At 35.6% G+C, this 20,732-nt stretch carries 19 protein-coding genes; 14 read left to right on the top strand and 5 right to left on the bottom strand.

The features are described 5' to 3' along the window. Window positions 1–5 precede the first annotated feature (5 nt). Window positions 6–1,796: a glycoside hydrolase family 3 protein gene (locus tag A6J68_RS05125; RefSeq protein WP_000149456.1), complete on the top strand. Its 1,791-nt coding sequence runs from the start codon at window positions 6–8 to the stop codon at window positions 1,794–1,796. Window positions 1,797–1,853: 57 nt separating this feature from the next. Here A6J68_RS05125 and A6J68_RS05130 read toward each other — a convergent pair whose 3' ends face one another. After that, window positions 1,854–2,939, bottom strand: coding sequence for a M24 family metallopeptidase (locus A6J68_RS05130; RefSeq protein WP_000040811.1), 1,086 nt, complete (start codon window positions 2,937–2,939; stop codon window positions 1,854–1,856). Between the two features lie 209 nt (window positions 2,940–3,148). On the opposite strand from A6J68_RS05130, the gene ccpA reads away from it, so the two are divergent. From ccpA to A6J68_RS05170, 8 genes are all read left to right on the top strand, one after another. Then, complete coding sequence (ccpA, locus tag A6J68_RS05135; protein WP_001090621.1) at window positions 3,149–4,153, top strand: catabolite control protein A; 1,005 nt, start codon at window positions 3,149–3,151, stop codon at window positions 4,151–4,153. A 131-nt stretch (window positions 4,154–4,284) separates the two neighbouring features. Beyond that, window positions 4,285–5,751, top strand: a complete 1,467-nt coding sequence (locus A6J68_RS05140; protein WP_000180587.1) for an alpha-amylase — start codon at window positions 4,285–4,287, stop codon at window positions 5,749–5,751. Window positions 5,752–5,795: 44 nt separating this feature from the next. Then, the gene (locus tag A6J68_RS05145) at window positions 5,796–6,794 is read left to right on the top strand and encodes a glycosyltransferase family 4 protein (RefSeq protein WP_000866349.1); all 999 of its coding nucleotides are present in this window, start codon (window positions 5,796–5,798) and stop codon (window positions 6,792–6,794) included. A gap of 1 nt (window position 6,795) precedes the next feature. Beyond that, window positions 6,796–8,130 (top strand): glycosyltransferase family 4 protein, encoded by a 1,335-nt coding sequence (locus tag A6J68_RS05150; RefSeq protein WP_001219475.1) that lies wholly within the window; start codon window positions 6,796–6,798, stop codon window positions 8,128–8,130. Window positions 8,131–8,586: 456 nt separating this feature from the next. Continuing rightward, the gene (thrS, locus tag A6J68_RS05155) at window positions 8,587–10,530 is read left to right on the top strand and encodes a threonine--tRNA ligase (RefSeq protein ID WP_105253164.1); all 1,944 of its coding nucleotides are present in this window, start codon (window positions 8,587–8,589) and stop codon (window positions 10,528–10,530) included. A gap of 220 nt (window positions 10,531–10,750) precedes the next feature. Continuing rightward, a complete protein-coding gene (locus A6J68_RS05160) occupies window positions 10,751–11,455 on the top strand; it encodes a response regulator transcription factor (protein WP_001261246.1) in 705 nt (234 codons plus the stop codon). Between the two features lie 97 nt (window positions 11,456–11,552). Beyond that, window positions 11,553–12,572, top strand: coding sequence for a DUF3114 domain-containing protein (locus A6J68_RS05165; RefSeq protein WP_001140268.1), 1,020 nt, complete (start codon window positions 11,553–11,555; stop codon window positions 12,570–12,572). 166 nt (window positions 12,573–12,738) lie between these two features. Next, a complete protein-coding gene (locus tag A6J68_RS05170; RefSeq protein ID WP_000592389.1) occupies window positions 12,739–13,305 on the top strand; it encodes a PepSY domain-containing protein in 567 nt (188 codons plus the stop codon). 48 nt (window positions 13,306–13,353) lie between these two features. On the opposite strand, the gene A6J68_RS05175 is transcribed toward A6J68_RS05170, so the two are convergent. The 4 genes from A6J68_RS05175 to A6J68_RS05190 are packed head-to-tail and all read right to left on the bottom strand — an operon-like array spanning window position 13,354 to window position 16,291. Beyond that, on the bottom strand, window positions 13,354–14,004 hold the full coding sequence (locus A6J68_RS05175; RefSeq protein ID WP_000100034.1) for an amino acid ABC transporter permease: 651 nt from the start codon (window positions 14,002–14,004) through the stop codon (window positions 13,354–13,356). 11 nt (window positions 14,005–14,015) lie between these two features. After that, the gene (locus A6J68_RS05180; protein WP_105253165.1) at window positions 14,016–14,711 is read right to left on the bottom strand and encodes an amino acid ABC transporter permease; all 696 of its coding nucleotides are present in this window, start codon (window positions 14,709–14,711) and stop codon (window positions 14,016–14,018) included. Window positions 14,712–14,723: 12 nt separating this feature from the next. Continuing rightward, window positions 14,724–15,524, bottom strand: coding sequence for a transporter substrate-binding domain-containing protein (locus A6J68_RS05185; RefSeq protein WP_000946173.1), 801 nt, complete (start codon window positions 15,522–15,524; stop codon window positions 14,724–14,726). Between the two features lie 11 nt (window positions 15,525–15,535). After that, complete coding sequence (locus A6J68_RS05190; RefSeq protein WP_000053146.1) at window positions 15,536–16,291, bottom strand: amino acid ABC transporter ATP-binding protein; 756 nt, start codon at window positions 16,289–16,291, stop codon at window positions 15,536–15,538. Window positions 16,292–16,630: 339 nt separating this feature from the next. Here A6J68_RS05190 and yycF point away from each other — a divergent pair, with 339 nt between their 5' ends. The 5 genes from yycF (at window position 16,631) to rnc (ending at window position 20,728) form a co-directional block, all read left to right on the top strand. Then, window positions 16,631–17,341: a response regulator YycF gene (gene yycF, locus A6J68_RS05195; protein WP_000722052.1), complete on the top strand. Its 711-nt coding sequence runs from the start codon at window positions 16,631–16,633 to the stop codon at window positions 17,339–17,341. Then, a complete protein-coding gene (gene vicK, locus A6J68_RS05200) occupies window positions 17,334–18,683 on the top strand; it encodes a cell wall metabolism sensor histidine kinase VicK (protein ID WP_001065465.1) in 1,350 nt (449 codons plus the stop codon). Before yycF ends, vicK begins: the two co-directional genes overlap by 8 nt. Window positions 18,684–18,686: 3 nt before the next feature. After that, window positions 18,687–19,496 carry an MBL fold metallo-hydrolase gene (locus A6J68_RS05205; protein ID WP_001289498.1) on the top strand — a complete coding sequence of 270 codons (810 nt, stop codon included), beginning with the start codon at window positions 18,687–18,689 and terminating at the stop codon, window positions 19,494–19,496. Window positions 19,497–19,498: 2 nt separating this feature from the next. Continuing rightward, complete coding sequence (locus tag A6J68_RS05210; RefSeq protein WP_000719384.1) at window positions 19,499–19,867, top strand: YbaN family protein; 369 nt, start codon at window positions 19,499–19,501, stop codon at window positions 19,865–19,867. Between the two features lie 174 nt (window positions 19,868–20,041). Beyond that, entirely contained in the window at window positions 20,042–20,728 is a 687-nt protein-coding gene (gene rnc / locus A6J68_RS05215) for a ribonuclease III (protein WP_000661526.1), read from the top strand. The last annotated feature ends 4 nt before the right edge of the window (window positions 20,729–20,732 follow it).

Here is a 20,732-nt window from a genome sequence, read left to right on the forward strand (position 1 = left end):
AGGCTATGACACATTTAGTTGACTTAACAAAGAAACCCTTCAATCTAAATCAAGAAGCAATTGAGTGGATTGAAAAAACAATTAATGAGATGACATTGGATGAGAAAATTGGGCAACTTTTTTTCAATATGGGAGCTAGTCGTTCAGAAGAATATTTAACAGATGTTTTGGATCGGTATCATATTGCTGCTGTTCGCTATAATAGAGGTAGTTCAAGTGAAATCTATGATCAGAATTTAATTTTACAGACAAAGTCGAAATTGCCGATGTTGATTGCTGCAAATACAGAAGCTGGTGGAGACGGTGCTGTCACGGATGGAACTAAAGTTGGCGATGAAATAAAAGTGGCTGCTACAAATGATCCGAAATATGCTTATGAAATGGGAAGAATCGCAGGGATGGAGGCATCTGCTGTGGGTTGTAATGCTTCATTTTCTCCAATTGTAGATTTGACACGTAATTGGCGTAATCCTATCATAGCTAGTCGAAATTGGGGTGCTAACGTTGATCAAATTATTTCACTTTCAAAAGAGTATATGAAAGGAATCATGCAATATAATATTGTACCTTTCGCTAAACATTTTCCAGGGGATGGCATTGATGAGCGTGATCATCATTTGTCATTTGCTTCCAATCCTATGAGTAAAGAGGAGTGGATGTCGACATTTGGCCGCATTTATGGTGAATTGGCTGACGCAGGTTTACCAGGAGTCATGGCAGGTCACATACATTTACCAAACGTTGAAAAAGAAATGCATCCAGAGCGAGACCTTGATGATATGTTACCAGCTTCATTGAATAAAACACTTTTAGATGAGTTATTGAGAGGAGAGTTAGGTTATAATGGAGCTATTGTAACGGACGCTTCTCATATGGTTGGAATGACTGCTTCAATGCCAAGGAGAGATTTGTTGCCAACGGCGATTGAAGCAGGTTGTGATTTATTCTTATTCTTTAATGACCCTGATGAAGACATTCAATGGATGAAAGAAGGTTACGAAAAAGGTATTCTAACAGAGGAACGTCTCCATGACGCTTTACGTCGTACTCTCGGTCTAAAAGCGAAATTAGGCTTGCATAACTATGAGGGACGTCGCCAAGAACTCTTTATGCCTAAAGATAAGGCTATGGCTTTAATCAACACATTAGAGTCGCAAAAAATAGCTGATGAAGTTGCTGATAAAGCAGTAACTCTGGTAAAAGATAAACAAAAAGATATCTTTCCAGTAAATCCAGAACGTTATCGTCATATCTTACTTGTTAACGTTGAAGGATATAAGGGAGGTTTTGGTGCGATGATTGCTGGAAACAAGCAACGTGCATCGGATTACATGAAAGAGTTACTTGAGGCACGTGGCCATGAAGTAACTGTCTGGGAGTCTACCGAAGAGCGTATTATGAAATTGCCACAAGAGGAGCGGGCAGCAGCTATCGCTAATGTTTACGCACAAAAACAGCCAATCGCAAATCTAACAGAACACTATGACTTGATTATTAACTTGGTAGATGTCAATGCTGGAGGAACAACACAACGTATTATTTGGCCAGCAGCTAAAGGCACCCCTGATCAGCCTTTTTACGTTCATGAAATACCATCTATTGTGATTTCAGTACAACATGCATTTGCTTTAGCAGATATGCCACAGGTAGGGACTTATATTAATGCTTATGATGGGCTTCCTAGCACGATAAGTGCAGTAGTTGCGAAATTGGCTGGAGAATCAGAATTTACAGGAGTTTCACCAGTAGATGCTTACTGTGGTTTAATTGATACACATTTATGGCGCCAATGCTAATAGAAACAAGATGATGTACTTTTATGTAACATAAAAAAAGAGCTTAAAGCTCTTTTTTTATCCTTCAAAATAGAGTAGTTCCTTGGGTGTTTTGGTAAATACTTCAAAGCCGGTTTTAGTCACATAACCGCAGTCTTCAATTCGCACACCAACTTTATCTGGTATATAAATACCTGGTTCAACAGAGAAGCACATGCCTTCTTGAATCTCCATATCGTTACCAGCCATAATAGATGGAAATTCATGGACATCCATACCTAATCCATGACCAAGGCGGTGGTTAAAGTATTGTCCATAACCAGCCTTTTCAATAACATTTCTTGCTGCTGCGTCAACTTCAGAAGCAAGGACTCCTGGCTTAATAAAATCAATAGCCGCTTGATGTGCTTCAAGACATAAATGGTAAATATCTTTTTTGAATTGATCAGGTTTCCCCACTGCTACTGTACGGGTCATATCTGACGTATAACCTAGTGTTTCTACACCTAAATCAAATAATAACAAAGCATTATTTTCGATTTTATTAGTTCCTGGGATACCATGTGGATTTGCTGCATTATTGCCAGTCAAAACCATAGTGTCGAAACTCATTTTATTGATACCTTGTTTTTTCATTTCAAATTCGATTTGAGCGATAATATCGGTTTCAGTGTTGTTTAGCGAGATATTGTCAAATCCAACTTGAACAGCTTTATCAGCAAATTCTCCAGCGACTAACATTTTCTCAATTTCATCTCGTGATTTAATTAGGCGCATGTTTTGAATATAAGGTGTTAGGTTTTCAAAATGACCATCAAAAACGGTTTGGAGACCTTGGAATTTAGTAACATTAAGATTATCAAATTCGGCTAGAACTTTAGAAACAGAAAAGGATGGTAAGTTGCTAGCTATTTTTTGCCAAGGATTTTCTGAATCTATGTAACCAAAGACGGGAAATGGTACACTTTGTTTTGCACGCGATACTTCTAGTGCTGGTACAAATAAAATAGGATCGCGATCTTCATAGACAAATAAAAACATTTGTCTTTCATGGGGATCGCAAAAGAAACCTGTTAAATAGTTGACTGTCACAGGATCAGAAAAGACAGCAAGTTCAGCTTGGACTGAATGTAAGTGATGGCGTATACGATTAAGTTTTGACATAATAACCCTTCTTCCTAAAAGGAACTTAGTCTAGTTAGGCTAGTTTCTTATGCCTATTATTTTTCCAAAAAAATAGGAAAAAATCAAGTTTAGTTAGTATTTTGAAAGTTTTTCATAAAAAAGCTTTATAAAAGCTTGAAAGTGTTTCCAAAAGGTGATAAAATATCAGTGAAAGCGTCATTTTCAAATAGAAAGGAAGTTAAATCAATATGAATACAGATGATACGATTACGATTTATGATGTTGCCCGTGAAGCAGGTGTTTCGATGGCAACTGTTAGTCGTGTGGTAAATGGAAATAAAAATGTCAAGGAAAATACACGTAAGAAAGTCCTTGAAGTTATTGATCGTCTTGACTATCGTCCAAATGCTGTGGCGCGTGGTTTAGCAAGTAAAAAAACGACAACTGTTGGTGTTGTCATTCCTAATATCGCAAATAGCTACTTTTCAATTTTAGCGCGTGGTATTGATGATATTGCAGCAATGTACAAATATAACATTGTCCTTGCTTCAAGTGATGAAGACGATGATAAAGAGGTTAATGTTGTTAATACTTTGTTTGCTAAGCAAGTAGACGGTATTATTTTTATGGGACACCACTTAACTGAAAAGATTCGTGCAGAGTTCTCTCGTTCACGCACACCGATTGTTTTAGCAGGTACTGTGGACCTTGAGCATCAATTACCAAGTGTTAATATCGATTACAAAGCAGCAGCAGTTGATGTTATTGATATTTTAGCTGGCAATCATAAAGACATTGCTTTTGTATCAGGACCACTTATTGACGATATTAATGGCAAGGTTCGTTTGGCAGGATACAAAGAAGGTCTCAAGAAAAATGGCTTAAACTTTAAAGAGGGGTTGGTTTTTGAAGCCAACTACCGTTATGCTGAAGGCTTTGCATTAGCTCAACGTGTGATTAATGCTGGAGCAACAGCAGCATATGTTGCTGAGGATGAGTTAGCGGCAGGTTTGTTAAATGGTCTTTTTGAGGCAGGTAAACGTGTTCCTGAAGATTTTGAAATTATCACAAGCAATGACTCGCCAATCGCACAATATACACGTCCTAACTTAACTTCTATCAGTCAACCGGTCTATGATTTGGGTGCTGTTAGCATGCGTATGCTAACAAAAATTATGCACAAAGAAGAGTTGGAAGAAAAAGAAATAGTGCTTAATCACGGGATTGTTAAACGTGGCACAACAAATAATTAGTGTTAGAGTATGTTATTTGAAAAATAGTGGTAGAATGGTAGTAGCTTAGCGCTTAACTTTCTGATACTTAACATGATATATTGAGAGGATTAGGGTAGCTTAGCTTCCTAATCTTTTTTTAGAGGTGTAATATGACAAATGAATTGATAATGCAAGCTTTTGAGTGGTATTTACCTAGTGATGGGAATCACTGGAAGAAATTAGAGGAGTCTATATCAGACCTTAAAAAACTTGGAATTAGTAAAATCTGGTTACCACCAGCATTTAAGGGAACTAGCAGTGATGATGTAGGATATGGTGTTTATGATCTCTTTGATTTAGGAGAATTTGACCAGAATGGAACAATTAGAACAAAATATGGTAGGAAAGAAGAGTATCTAAAGCTTATTAAGTCGTTAAAGGCAAATGGCATTAAACCGTTTGCAGATATCGTTCTTAACCATAAAGCCAATGGTGATCATAAAGAAAAATTTCAAGTCATCAAAGTCAATCCTGAAAATCGTCAAGAAGCATTAAGTGAACCCTATGAGATTGAAGGATGGACGGGATTTGATTTCCCAGGTAGACAGGGTGAGTACAATGATTTTAAATGGCACTGGTACCACTTTACTGGTTTAGATTACGATGCTAAAAATAATGAAACAGACATCTTTATGATTGTAGGCGATAATAAAGGTTGGGCAGACGATGATTTGATTGATGATGAAAATGGTAATTTCGATTATCTCATGTACAATGACATTGATTTTAAGCATCCTGAAGTTATAAAAAACTTACAAGATTGGGCTAAGTGGTTTATTGAAACTACAGGCATTGAAGGTTTTCGTTTGGATGCTGTGAAACATATCGATTCTTACTTTATTCAAACTTTCATTAATGATATTCGTACAAAAATAAAACCCGATTTAGAGGTCTTTGGCGAATATTGGAAATCTGACCAAACATCAATGAAGGACTATTTAGAGGCAACACAATTTCAATTTTCTCTTGTTGATGTCACCTTGCATATGAATTTTTTTGATGCCAGTCACCAAAACCGTGATTTTGATATGCGAACAATTTTTGATGATAGTCTTGTTATTGATAATCCTGAGTATGCTGTTACATTCGTAGAAAATCACGATACGCAAAGTGGACAAGCTCTAGAAAGTAGAGTGGAAGATTGGTTTAAACCTTTAGCTTATGGCTTGATACTTTTACGCCAACAAGGGACTCCATGTCTTTTTTATGGTGATTACTATGGCATTCAAGGAGAATTTGGCCAACCATCCTTTAAAGAGGTTATTGATAAAATGGCTGAGCTACGCCAAAACTATGTATTTGGCGAACAAGTCGATTACTTTACGCATTCAAATTGTATTGGTTGGACTTGTCTTGGGGATGAGGAACATAATTCTTGTTTAGCTGTGGTCCTAACAAATGGTGATCAGGGATGGAAACATATGGAAGTAGGGGAAATTTATGCAGGCAAAACTTTTGTTGATTATTTAGGCAATTGTGAACAAGAGGTTGTTATAGGAGATGATGGTTGGGGTGATTTTTTAGTTGCATCTGCGTCTATCTCGGCTTGGGTCCCTAAAATAGAGGAAGCTAACTGATAAATCAGGTGAAAAAAAAGGTAAAATGAGATATAATAAGACCTATGAAAGTTTTACTGTATTTAGAGGCTGAAGAATACTTGAAAAAGTCAGGTATCGGTCGTGCTATCAAACATCAAGAGAAAGCTCTTCAAATTGCTGGGATAGATTATACCACTAATCCTACAGATGACTTTGACCTTGTTCATATGAATACCTATGGTATTAGAAGTTGGCTTTTGATGAGTAAAGCTAAAAAAACTGGGAAAAAAGTAATTATGCATGGCCATTCCACTGAAGAGGACTTTAGAAATTCTTTTATTGGCTCAAATTTAGTATCCCCGCTTTTTAAATGGTACCTTTGCCGTTTTTATCAAAAAGCAGATGCCATTATAACCCCAACTGATTATTCTAAACAACTAATAAAAGCATATGGCATCAAGAAACCAATTTTTGTTTTATCTAACGGGATTGATCTAAGTCGCTATCAGAGGTCAGAAAAGAAAGAAGCTGCATTTCGTCACTATTTTCACTTAAGTAAGGATGATAAAGTTGTTATGGGGGCCGGTCTTTATTTCATGCGTAAGGGAATTGACCAATTTGTTGAAGTAGCTGCAAAAATGCCTGATATTCGTTTTATTTGGTTTGGAGAAACAAATAAATGGGTTATTCCTCGAAAGGTTAGGCAAATCGTTACCAAGCAACATCCCTCAAATGTTACTTTTGCTGGTTACATAAAAGGTGATGTTTATGAAGGTGCCATGAGTGCTAGCGATGCTTTCTTCTTTCCGAGTCGTGAAGAGACAGAAGGGATAGTAGTTTTAGAGGCTTTAGCTAGTCATCAGCATGTGGTTTTAAGAGATATCCCTGTGTATCACGGTTGGGTGACCGAAGACAGTGTTGAATTAGCGACTGATGTTGATGGTTTTGTTGAAAAGTTGGATAAAGTCTTATCTGGTAAGAGTGATAAGATTAAAGAAGGTTATCGTGTGGCTGAGAGTCGAAGTATCGAACGAATTGCCCATGAATTGGCAAGTGTTTATCAAAAAGTAATGGAGTTGTAAGATGCGTATAGGTCTATTTACAGATACATACTTTCCCCAAGTTTCGGGAGTTTCAACAAGTATCCGAACTTTAAAGGAAGGGTTGGAGAAGGAAGGACACGAAGTTTATATTTTCACAACTACCGACCGTAATGTCAAACGTTTTGAAGACCCTACAATTATTCGTTTACCAAGTGTCCCTTTTATTTCTTTTACAGATCGTCGAGTAGTTTATAGAGGTTTAATTTCTGCTTATAGGATAGCTAAAGACTACGAACTTGATATTATTCATACTCAAACAGAATTCAGTTTAGGACTTTTAGGAAAATTAGTTGCAAAAGCTTTAAGAATACCTGTTGTGCATACTTATCATACTCAATATGAGGATTACGTTGGTTATATCGCAAAAGGCAAATTGATTAAGCCAAGTATGGTCAAATATATCATGCGTACCTACCTAAGTGATTTGGATGGTGTCATATGTCCTTCTCGAATTGTTCTCAATCTTCTAGATGGTTACGGTGTCAAAATTCCAAAACAAGTTATTCCGACAGGTATTCCTGTTGAGAACTATCGTCGAGAGGATATCTCTGAAGAAACAATCAAGAATCTACGAACGGAGCTTGGCCTTGCGGATAATGATACAATGCTATTGAGTTTATCACGGGTATCTTTTGAAAAAAATATTCAAGCAATCTTGATGCATTTATCAGCTGTCGTTGATGAAAATCCTCACGTAAAATTAGTGATAGTTGGAGATGGTCCTTATCTTTCAGATCTAAAAGAACTTGTTCACTCTTTAGAACTTGAAAATTCAGTTATTTTTACAGGTATGGTTGAGCATAGCCAAGTGGCTATCTACTATAAAGCATGTGATTTCTTTATTAGTGCTTCAACAAGTGAAACGCAAGGATTAACTTACATTGAGAGTCTGGCGAGTGGACGTCCAATCATTGCGCAAAGCAATCCTTATCTAGATGATGTTATTTCAGATAAAATGTTTGGAACTCTGTACAAGAAGGAAAGTGATTTGGCAGATGCTATCCTAGATGCAATAGCAGAGACACCCAAAATGACTCAAGAAGCTTATGAACAGAAATTATATGAGATTTCTGCTGAGAATTTCAGCAAGTCTGTATATGCTTTTTACCTAGACTTTCTGATTTCACAAAAAGCTAGTGTGAAAGAAAAAGTCTCTCTGACGATAGGAAATAAGGATAGCCATTCTACTCTTCGTTTTGTCAGAAAAGCGGTATATTTACCTAAGAAAGTTTTTACCTTTACAGGAAGAGCCTCTAAAAAAGTGGTAAAAGCACCTAAACGTCGTATTTCATCTATTCGAGATTTTTTAGATTGAGACGAATAAAATTAGTAAATGTCTTGAAATTATAAAAAATATTGTTATAATAAAAAATGAAGACATGTTAGGTTCTAATAGATTTCAAGAGCGAGCACTGGTTGGTGGAAAGAGTGCAATTAGAGAACTTAGTACTACTTCCTTGATTTTATGTAAACATAAAAGGGTGGTTCCCTTATCGCCACTAGAGGTCTGACACAAGTATACTCGAGTTTTTGTGTTGGATAAATTGAGGTGGAACCACGTAGTCTTTACGTCCTTTTGGATGTAAAGGCTCTTTTTTTATAAAAGAAGTGGTTGCATAAAAGAGGCAGATTGCTTTTCTAATGTTATACTTATTATCCCTATCTAGGATAATGTGGAATTCAATCAAAGGTCAATCCCTTTGTTTATTAGTGAATTAATGTGTTTAGGAATTGGTATCACCCTAACAGTTATTAAGAAAAGGAGAACAAGATGATTAAAATCACTTTCCCAGATGGTGCAATTCGTGAATTTGAATCTGGCATCACAACATTTGAAATTGCACAATCAATTTCTAACTCTTTAGCTAAAAAAGCTTTAGCTGGTAAATTTAATGGTCAACTTATTGATACAACACGTGCTATCGAAGAAGATGGTAGTATTGAGATTGTAACACCTGACCACGAAGATGCTTTAGGAGTTCTTCGTCACTCAGCAGCGCATTTATTTGCTCAAGCTGCAAAACGCCTTTTTCCAGACTTATGTTTAGGTGTAGGTCCAGCTATTCACGATGGTTTTTACTACGATACTGATAATAAATCAGGTCAAATTTCAAATGATGATCTTCCTCGTATTGAAGAAGAAATGAAAAAAATTGTTAAGGAAAATCACCCTTGTATTCGTGAAGAAATCAGTAAAGAAGAAGCGTTAGAACTTTTTAAAGATGACCCTTATAAAGTTGAATTAATTAGTGAACATGCTGAAGATGGTTTAACTGTTTATCGTCAAGGTGAATTTGTAGACCTTTGTCGTGGACCTCATGTCCCATCAACAGGACGTATTCAAGTCTTTCATCTTCTAAATGTCGCTGGGGCTTACTGGCGTGGTAACAGTGATAATGCTATGATGCAGCGTGTCTATGGTACTGCTTGGTTTGATAAAAAAGATTTGAAAGCATATCTTAAACGCCGTGAAGAAGCTAAGGAACGTGACCACCGCAAATTAGGTAAAGAACTTGATTTATTTATGGTTAATCCTGAAGTAGGTCAAGGATTGCCATTCTGGTTGCCAAATGGAGCAACTATTCGCCGCGAATTGGAACGTTACATTGTTGATAAGGAGATTGCTTCAGGTTATCAACACGTTTACACACCTCCGATGGCATCTGTTGAATTTTACAAGACTTCTGGGCACTGGGACCACTATCGTGAAGATATGTTCCCAACAATGGATATGGGAGATGGGGAGGAATTCGTTCTTCGTCCAATGAACTGCCCACACCATATTGAAGTTTATAAACATCATGTTCACTCATATCGTGAATTGCCAATTCGTATCGCTGAACTTGGTATGATGCACCGTTATGAAAAATCAGGGGCCCTCACAGGATTGCAACGTGTACGCGAAATGACACTCAACGATGCCCATATTTTCGTTACACCTGAGCAAATTAAAGATGAATTTCTTAAAGCTCTTAATCTCATAGCAGAAATTTATGAAGATTTTAACTTAACAGATTACCGTTTCCGCTTATCTTATCGTGACCCAGAAGATAAACATAAGTATTATGATAACGATGAGATGTGGGAAAATGCACAAGCTATGCTAAAAGAGGCTATGGATGATTTGGGATTAGATTATTTTGAAGCAGAAGGCGAAGCAGCCTTTTACGGTCCTAAATTGGATATCCAGGTGAAAACTGCTCTTGGTAATGAAGAAACATTATCTACTATCCAACTAGATTTCCTTCTTCCAGAACGCTTTGATCTTAAATACATCGGTGCAGATGGTGAAGAACATCGTCCAATTATGATTCACCGCGGTGGTATTTCAACAATGGAGCGATTTACAGCTATTTTAATTGAAACTTACAAAGGTGCCTTTCCAACTTGGCTTGCTCCACAACAAGTTTCTGTTATTCCAATTTCAAATGAAGCCCACATTGATTATGCTTGGGAAGTGGCTCGTGCCCTTAAAGATCGTGGTATTCGTGCTGAAGTGGATGACCGTAACGAAAAGATGCAATATAAGATTCGTGCGGCGCAAACCCAAAAAATTCCATATCAATTGATTGTTGGTGATAAGGAAATGGAAGAAAAAGCCGTAAATGTGCGTCGCTATGGAAGTAAAGCGACTGAAACAAAATCTATAGAGGAATTTGTAGAAAGTATTTTAGCTGATATTGCAAGAAAATCTAGACCTGACGAAGTTAAATAAATTTTATTAGTCATTATAAAAATCATTAATAAATGATGTGAACTGATTACTGTATGATGCAGAATCAGTTTTTTAGATGCTAATTTTTTCTTGATGTTTAATTATAAGCTAATTATAGATAAATAATCTCATATAACATTCACAAAATTAGATTTTTTGGTATAATTAATATGATTGACACATAAAGGAAAATAGTATTAATAAAAAGGGGTATGGAGCATTGCGAACAGTATTAGTAGTGCAAGGTGATGACGAAACAATAGAGTTATTAAGGTCGTATTTAGAGGGAGCTCTTTATAAGGTTGTGATGGCTAGTGATGGTGAGGAGGCTTTTTCTTTATTTCAGCAACATCAGATTGATTTAGCAATCATAGATATTACGCTACCTAAAATAGATGGATATGAGTTGACGCGACTCATTCGTCAAGATAGTCAGATTCCTATTATTATGCTAGCAGCTAAGACAACAGATATGGACAGAATATTAGGATTGAATATTGGAGCAGATGATTTTATCACGAAACCGTTTAATTCTTTGGAGGTTTTAGCTCGAATTAATTCGCAACTGCGTCGTTACTATGAATTCAATAGTCTTGCCAAACCTAAAAATCAATTTATAAAGATAGGGGAATTGGAACTAGATGAGGAACATGTTGAACTAACTAAAAATGGTAAACATATCAAGTTGACTGCTACAGAATTTAAGATTCTTCATATCTTAATGTCATCACCAGGAAAGATTTATACTAAAACACAACTCTATGAGAAGATTAATGGTAGGTATTTAGAAGGTGATGAGACAACGATTATGGTGCATATTTCTAATATCCGTGACAAAATCGAAGATGATAGTAAATATCCTAAATATATAAAAACACTTAGAGGAGTAGGGTATAAAATCGAAAAACCGCAGTATCTTGTTTAAAAATATAATGGCTAGTGAGAGCCATTTTTTAGTGAAGATATTTCTTGGTTTTAAGCTTTCCTTTTTGCTATAATAAGTAAAATTGGAGGGGAGAGATATGGCAAAGACCGCTCTTAATATTCCTTTTACAGTTGAAGGGATAGAAAATTATTATCAAAATATAAAAATGATACTGTCTTTAGCAGATAAATGGAGCATACCTAAAGATGATCTATTACTCTTTTTAAAGGGACTCAAGGCTATTGATGATATAAAAGTTGGCTCTCCTATTTTTAAGTATTTTTGGACTTCTTTAAGTTTACAAGCACCCCTCAAAGCTTTAGAATTCGTGTTAGAGCAGGCTAAAATGCCAACTGAATTGTCAGGAGAATTATCAGAAACACAATACTTGGTCGCACAGTTTTCAGATGAGTTAGCTCCGCATGATGATTTCTGGATAGCCTTATCACAAGTTATTTATGATTCTTTTCCTGGGAATAGTCTAGCCGAAGATACTGTATTAAATAGGAAACTCCATCAATTCCGCTATTTGATTTCTAGTCAGCAAGCACAGTATGTTCGACGATACTTTAAAGATGTTGGTATGACTGATAGAGATGCTTTAGTAAACTACCTATCATGTTTAAGAGAACCAGATAGTATCGCCTACTATGAATCTGCTCGCTTGCATAATAAACGTCGGAGAAATGGTGAAATCTTTGGTTTCCCAGATGATGAGCCGGTTATTAATAGTAAGCTTTTAATTTCATTCCATACGGAATTTATTATTGATGACAAAGGAAACTTTTTAAACGAGATTGACGCAGAAGTAATCACACGTAATGGCATTATCAACGGTGCTAGCTTTAATTATGCTTTTAAAAATAATACACGTCATAAAGAATTAGATGTTGATCCTGTAAAGTTAGACCCAAAATTTCGAAACGATATGACTAGAGGTTATAGATCGCCAAATCTATCTAGAAGGAAATGGTTTTTCTTTAAAGAAGAGGATTACGATTGTAGTTATTTCAATAAAAAAGGATATTACGCATTTGGAAGGCGTAGTGCTAAGCAATCGGTTGATAAACAAGTCAAATACTTGAAGAAGGCTGTGCAGAAAATGCGCATCAACTGATACATATACTATTAAAAGATACCATGATACTATGGTATCTTTTAATTTGCGGTATTAATGTCAAATGGTTTTTATTGACCACATATTTTTATAAACGAGTGGTCAAAATTGAAAAAGTGTCTAGCTTATGTTAAAATACAATTGAATAATAGAAAGAAGGTGCTGTATGATTAAGAAAAATAAAGTTTTTTTAGGAGTTCTTTTAGTCCTTGTTGTTATCCTTGGAGGTGGTGTATTATTTTACCAATCACAATTCCAAAAGACAACTAATCAAGCGTTAGCTATTGCTTATAAAGATGCTAAAGTGGCTAAGAAGGATGTCATACATCAAAAAATTGACAAAGAATTTGAAAACTTTAGAGGGAGCTACGAAATTGAATTCAATACCAAAAGCGCAGAATACAGCTATCATGTAGATGCTAAGACTGGACAAATCCTTGAGCGGGACATGGATAATAATGGCTTTTCAAAATCGACTTCTCAGTCAAGTTCATCGTCAAGTCAAAAATCTCATAAAATAAGTCAAGAAGAAGCCAAAAAGATTGCATTTAAAGATGCTAATATAGAGGAATCAGAAGTCAGTAATCTTAAGATCAAAGAAGAAATTGAAAATGGAAAATCAGTTTATGATATTGACTTTGTGGACCTGAAAAATAAAAATGAAGTTGATTATCAAATTGATGCAGAAACTGGAAAAATCATTGAACGTTCTAGAGATCATATGAATGATTAATTTAAATAAGATATAAAAAAACGAAGGTCTAAAAGGCCTTCGTTTTAATTACTCAGTAGCTTGCTCCCAACGTTTTGAAAGTTTACGTGAAAAACTTGAGATGATAAAGTTTGTAATGAAATAGACAGCAGTTATAATAGCGTAGAGTGTAAAAACTTGTCCAGCTTCGAAATATCTTCCCATTAGAATTTGACTTTTTCCGAAGATTTCTTGAATAGCTATAACAGAATAAAGTAGTGATGTATCTTTTATAACCGTTACAAACTGAGAAATAATGGCTGGCAACATTTTGCGAAAAGCTTGTGGAAAAATAATAATAATGAAAACTTGCAAATAAGTGAATCCTTGAGAAAGTCCAGCTTCTGTCTGTCCTTTATCAACTCCATTTAAACCTCCCCGAATAATTTCTGCTAAAGCAGCGGAGGTAAAAATTGTAAACGAAGTAATACCAGCGCTGACTGATTTCATCTGGAATACTAAGAAAATGATAAAAATCCAAAGTAGATTTGGAACATTTCTGACAAATTCGATATAGATACTAGCTATTAATTTCCAGATAGGATTTTTGCTATTTCTCATAATTGCTAATAGAGTTCCAAAAAACATTGATAGTAAAATGGAAATAAAAGATATATATAAGGTTAAACCGAACCCTTGAAGGAGAAATAGTATATTTGTTAGTGTTAAGACTGATGACATATCAAACCTCCTTAAGAATAAGTTTTCTTATTTAATTCTTCTTGTTTTCTTGCCCAGCTTGCTAGTGGGAAACAAATAACAAAATAGAAGATAGCAGCTCCTGAAAAAGCTGGGATATAATTAGTCGTATCATAAGCCCAGGCCTTAGCTAAAAACATGATATCGGCTCCAGAAATGATTGCTACGGTAGAGGTATTCTTGATTAGGTTAACAACTTGGTTGGTCATTGGTGGTAAAATTGTTCTGATAGCTTGAGGCAAAATGATAAGTTGCATGGTTTGATTAGCTGTGAATCCTTGAGCTAAAGCAGCCTCTGTTTGTCCTTTAGGGACAGCTTCAATTCCTGAGCGAATAACTTCAGAAATATAGGCACCATGGTATAGGCCAACGCACAAAACAGCGGTGAAAAAAGCACTAATCATAATATGACCATTACTAATGATTGCTAGTCCATAGTAGACAAAAACCATTTGAACCAAAAGAGGTGTGTTTTGAAAAACTTCAACATAGATACGTGATATCAACTTACCAACTTTACTTTTAGAAGTTGATAAACCACCAGAGAGAATTCCTAATATCAGAGCAAGTAGGAGTGCACCAAACGAAATACCTAGAGTATATAAGAAGCCTTTAAAGAATAGGTCAAAATGGTTAAAGAAAGCGCCCCACCTTGAAATGGCAAAAGGACTGATGTTTAATAAAGTCATAAAAAATCCTCCCTATTCTTTTTTTACTTTAGCGGGTTTAAGCTTAAATTTTTGATAAATGTGTTTTAAACTACCATCTTTTTCCCATGATACCAGTAACTTATTAACGTAGGGAATCAAGACTTTGTCCTGTTTACTGGTTGCAATACCGTATTCTTGCGTATTGAACCCTTCTTTTAATATGGTTGTATGAGGGCTAAGGTAGCCGCTAAGGATAGATTTATCAACTGAAAAAGCATCAATACGATTAGCGTACAGCGATATCGCTAATTCTGGGAAACTCCCTAATTGAGCATAGCTAAATTTTAGCTTGTGTTCTTTAGCATATTTTTCTAAATTGACTTTTGTAGTGGCACCTTGAGCCACACCAATGTGTTTACCATCCAATTCTTTTATAGTTTTGATATGACTATTTTTACGCACCAAAAATCCAATTTCATCGTGATAATAAGCTTTAGAAATATTATAGTTAGCTTTTCTTTCGGGCGTGATAGTGTATGTTGCGATTAGAATATCAATTTGCCCATTGTCCATCAGAGGCTCTCTGGTTTGTGCAGTTGTCGGTACAAAAACTGGTTTGACGCCTAAGGATTTGGCAATTTTTTTGGCAATATCAATTTCCATTCCTTCGTATTGATTCGTCTCAGCATTATAATAACCAAAGTTAGGCACATCTTGCTTGACTCCAACTTTAAGGACACCCGATTTTTTGATTTCTGATAATTGATTAGCTGACGTTGAGTTGGGATAAAATAACAGGAAAATGAAAATACAGGATAATAGATAGAGCGTTAATCTTTTTCGTCTCAGCATATTTCGTCCTCCTAAAGGTCAGTACTGGTATGGTTGATAATGTTTCTTAAAAATTGTTTGGCACGTGGTTCTGTGGGATTATCAAAAAAGTCTTGCACATCCGTAGTATCTACTAAAATTTCCCCGTCAGCCATAAAAATAATACGATCAGCAACTTCTCGTGCGAATCCCATTTCATGAGTTACAACGACCATATTCATTCCGTCATTTGCCAATTTTTGCATCACTGAAAGAACGTCTCCGATGGTTTCGGGATCAAGGGCAGAGGTAGGCTCATCAAAGAGGAGGAGTTTTGGATGCATGGCAAGCCCTCTAGCAATAGCAATTCTTTGTTTTTGACCACCTGATAGCATAGATGGGTAGGAATCTTTTCTTTCCCACATATTGACAAATTTTAAATATTTTTCAGCAATTTCCATAGCTTCTTTTTTAGATTGTTTTAATACTTTAATAGGAGCTAATGTAATATTTTCTAACACGGTTTTGTGGGGATAAAGGTTAAAATGTTGAAAAACCATACCAACTTCTTTACGGAGGTTGACCAATTCTTTAGATGAAATATTTGCTAATTCATGTCCATTCACGACCAAACTACCATCGTCAATAGATTCGAGAGCGTTCATTGTTCTAATGAGTGTTGATTTACCTGATCCAGAAGGTCCTAATAGAACAACCACTTGCCCTGGCTCTATTTCCAAATTAATCTGACGAAGGGCGTGATAATCTCCATAATACTTGTTAACATTCTTATAAGATATGAGTGACATAAGAACCTCCTAAAATAACAGTTTATTGTTAGGTTACCTAACATTATAGATAAGTGTATCACCTGTTTGTGAGCTTGTCAATAAATTCAGAATATTAAAGAGTAGGATTGATTTAAACATTGCTATTTTTAGAGCGGTATTTCTAGTAAAAATATTACGTTCTCGTATCATTTATTTTTCAGTTTAATAGGATGTATTGAAAGTTTCCAATTAACTAGGAAATCTGTTATAATTAGTGATAATAGTGGTGCTTTAGGCCCATATTATCATATTTTCGGTCACTTTTATTTTTCAGTTTATGGATGGAAGTGGGAGACCAGAAAGTAATAGAGGTAAAATATGAAAAAAATACTTATCGTTGATGATGAAAAACCAATTTCAGATATTATCAAATTTAATTTAACCAAAGAAGGATATGAAACGGCGACAGCTTTCGATGGCCGTGAAGCTTTAGTACAATATGCAGAATTTCAACCAGATTTAATCATTTTGGATTTAATGCTCCCTGAACTAGATGGTTTAGAAGTGGCTAAGGAAGTTCGTAAAACCAGCCATATTCCTATTATTATGCTTTCCGCAAAAGACAGTGAGTTTGACAAAGTCATTGGTTTAGAAATCGGTGCAGATGATTATGTTACTAAACCTTTTTCAAATCGTGAACTTTTGGCACGGGTCAAAGCACATTTACGACGTACTGAAAATATTGAAACAGCTGTAGCAGAAGAAAGTGCTCAAAATGCTTCTTCAGATATTACTATTGGTGAGTTGCAAATTTTACCAGACGCCTTTATTGCTAAGAAACGTGGCGAAGAAATTGAATTAACGCACCGAGAATTTGAATTACTTCACCATTTAGCGACACATATAGGACAAGTCATGACACGCGAACATTTATTGGAAACGGTTTGGGGATATGATTATTTTGGAGATGTCCGTACAGTTGATGTGACGGTGAGACGTTTACGTGAAAAGATTGAAGATACTCCTGGTCGTCCAGAATATATTTTGACTCGACGTGGTGTAGGTTATTACATGAAGTCTTATGAATAATAGTGCTGCAAATATTAGGTCGTTTGAGCTAGCCTTACTTTTTTTACTAGTTTTTGTTGCTGTCTATTTTGTTTATCTAGCGGTTAGAGATTTTAAAATGTCTAAAGATATCCGGCTTTTGAATTGGAAAGTCAGAGATTTGATAGCAGGAAATTATTCAGATAGTATTCTAATTCAAGGTGATGCAGATTTGGTAGAATTAGGGGAAAGTCTAAATGATTTATCTGATGTCTTCCGAATGGCACATGATAACTTAGAACAAGAAAAGAATCGCTTAGCGAGTATCTTAACTTATATGACTGACGGTGTGCTGGCTACAGATCGTTCAGGAAAAATCGTTATGATTAATGAGACAGCCCAACAGCAGTTCAATCTAGCATATGATGAAGCTTTATCAATGAATATTGTTGATATGTTAGGGTCGGGAAGTCCATATTCGTTCCAAGATTTAGTCTCTAAGACGCCAGAGGTAGTTCTTAATAGACGTGATGAAAATGGTGAATTTGTTACCTTACGGATTCGATTTGCTTTGAACCGTCGTGAAAGTGGTTTTATTTCCGGTTTAGTTGCAGTATCACACGATGCTACTGAGCAAGAGAAAGAAGAGCGTGAAAGAAGACTTTTTGTATCTAATGTTTCTCATGAACTTCGTACACCTTTGACATCTGTAAAATCTTATTTAGAAGCTTTAGATGAGGGAGCGCTCAATGAAGAAGTTGCTCCAAGCTTCATTAAGGTATCTCTAGATGAAACAAATCGTATGATGCGTATGATATCAGATTTATTAAGTTTATCGCGCATTGATAATGAAGTAACGCATTTAGATGTTGAAATGACGAATTTTACAGCTTTCATGACCTCAATTTTGAATCGATTTGATCAGATTAGAAATCAAAAAACAGTCACAGGAAAAGTTTATGAAATTGTCAGAGATTATCCTCTTAAGTCAATTTGGGTGGAAATTGATACAGATAAGATGACTCAAGTGATTGATAACATTTTAAATAATGCAGTCAAGTATTCACCAGATGGTGGTAAGATTACAGTTAATCTACGCACAACTAAAACGCAGATGATTTTATCAATATCAGACCAAGGCTTAGGTATTCCCAAAAAAGATTTACCTCTCATTTTTGATCGTTTTTATCGTGTTGATAAGGCGAGAAGTCGTCAACAGGGTGGGACTGGACTTGGTTTGTCAATTGCAAAAGAAATTGTTAAGCAGCATAAGGGATTTATTTGGGCTAAGAGTGAGTATGGTAAAGGGTCTACTTTTACAATCGTCTTGCCTTATGATAAAGATGCTGTAACTTATGAAGAATGGGAGGACGTTGAAGATTAAAACATGTCAGAAATAGGATTTAAATATAGTATCTTAGCTTCAGGTTCAACTGGAAATTGTTTTTATATTGAGACACCCCAAAAACGTCTTTTAATTGACGCTGGTTTAACAGGCAAGAAAGTGACTAGCCTTCTTGCAGAAATTAATCGTAAACCAGAAGATTTAGATGCTATACTAGTTACCCATGAACATTCTGACCACATTAAAGGTGTTGGCGTATTGGCTAGGAAATATCACCTTGATATTTATGCCAATGAGCAGACGTGGAAAGTTATGGATGAGCGTAACATGTTAGGCAAAGTTGATGTTAGTCAAAAGCATGTTTTTGGACGCGGTAAAACCTTAACTTTCGGGGATTTAGATATTGAGAGCTTTGGTGTAAGTCATGATGCTGTGGATCCCCAATTTTACCGTATGATGAAAGATGATAAGAGCTTTGTGATGTTGACAGATACAGGATATGTTAGCGACCGAATGGCAAGCTTGATTGAGAATGCAGATGGTTATTTGATCGAGTCAAATCACGACATTGAGATTCTACGTTCGGGTTCTTATCCTTGGACACTTAAGCAACGTATTTTATCAGATAAAGGACATTTATCTAATGAAGATGGTTCAGAAACCATGATTCGCACTATAGGTAACCGTACTAAACACATCTATTTAGGACACTTGAGTAAGGAAAATAATATTAAGGAACTTGCTCACATGACTATGGAAAACAATTTAATGAGAGCTGACTTTGGTGTGGGCACAGATTTTTCTGTTCACGATACTTCACCTGATTCAGCTACCCCACTGACGAGGATTTAAGATTGAAAAAGATTTTTTACATTAGTTTAGGATTTATTAGTTTAGGGATAGGCATTGCAGGTATTGTCTTGCCAGTAGTTCCAACGACTCCATTAGTATTGCTTTCAGCTTTTTGCTTTTCGAGAAGCTCTGAAAAATTTGATATTTGGTTGCGTCAAACTAAAGTTTATAAATACTACGCTGCAGATTTTGTTGAAAGCAGAAGTATTGCCCCAGCGCGTAAAAAGTCAATGATTTGGCAAATTTATATCTTGATGGGGATTTCAATATATTTTGCTCCTCTAATGTGGCTCAAACTGGGATTATTGATTGGAACTATTGTAGGAACTTATGTGCTTTTTTATGTAGTACCTGATAAAATTGATGAATAGTTAACAAGAGACTAGGTGTGTATCCTAGTCTTTTGTTGAATATTCAAATATGTAATTAAGGAAACGTTTTCTTTGGAAGATAAGTTTAACTTCCAAAATGTTTGATTATTTGTCAACTGTGGTATAATGGTATTTGTTTAATATTTTATCTATGATTGAAATCAAGGAGAAAAAATGAAAGAATTAAGATCAAAGCTGGAAAAAGACTATGGTATTGTTTTTGCTAATCAAGAATTATTAGATACAGCTTTTACCCATACATCATACGCAAATGAGCATCGCCTCCTAAACATTTCACATAATGAACGTTTGGAATTTTTAGGAGACGCTGTTCTACAATTACTTATTTCACAGTATCTTTTTACAAAGTACCCTCAAAAGGCAGAAGGTGATTTATCAAAATTACGTTCAATGATTGTTCGTGAGGAAAGTCTTGCAGGTTTTTCACGTCTATGTGGCTTTGATCACTATATTAAACTTGGAAAAGGAGAAGAAAAATCTGGTGGACGTAATCGTGACACTATTTTAGGAGATTTATTTGAGGCTTTTTTAGGAGCTTTATTATTGGATAAAGGTGTTGAAGTGGTTCATGCCTTTGTTAACAAGGTAATGATCCCTCACGTTGAAAAAGGGACCTATGAGCGTGTTAAAGATTACAAGACAAGCTTGCAAGAATTACTTCAATCTCATGGGGATGTAAAAATAGATTATCAAGTTACTAATGAAAGTGGTCCAGCACATGCAAAGGAATTTGAGGTGACTGTATCTGTCAACCAAGAAAATTTGAGCCAAGGAATTGGACGATCAAAGAAAGCTGCTGAACAAGACGCTGCCAAAAATGCTTTAGCAACGTTACAATGAGGAA

Origin of the sequence: Streptococcus sp. 'group B' (assembly GCF_002073795.1) — a bacterium.
GTDB classification, from domain to species: domain Bacteria; phylum Bacillota; class Bacilli; order Lactobacillales; family Streptococcaceae; genus Streptococcus; species Streptococcus agalactiae.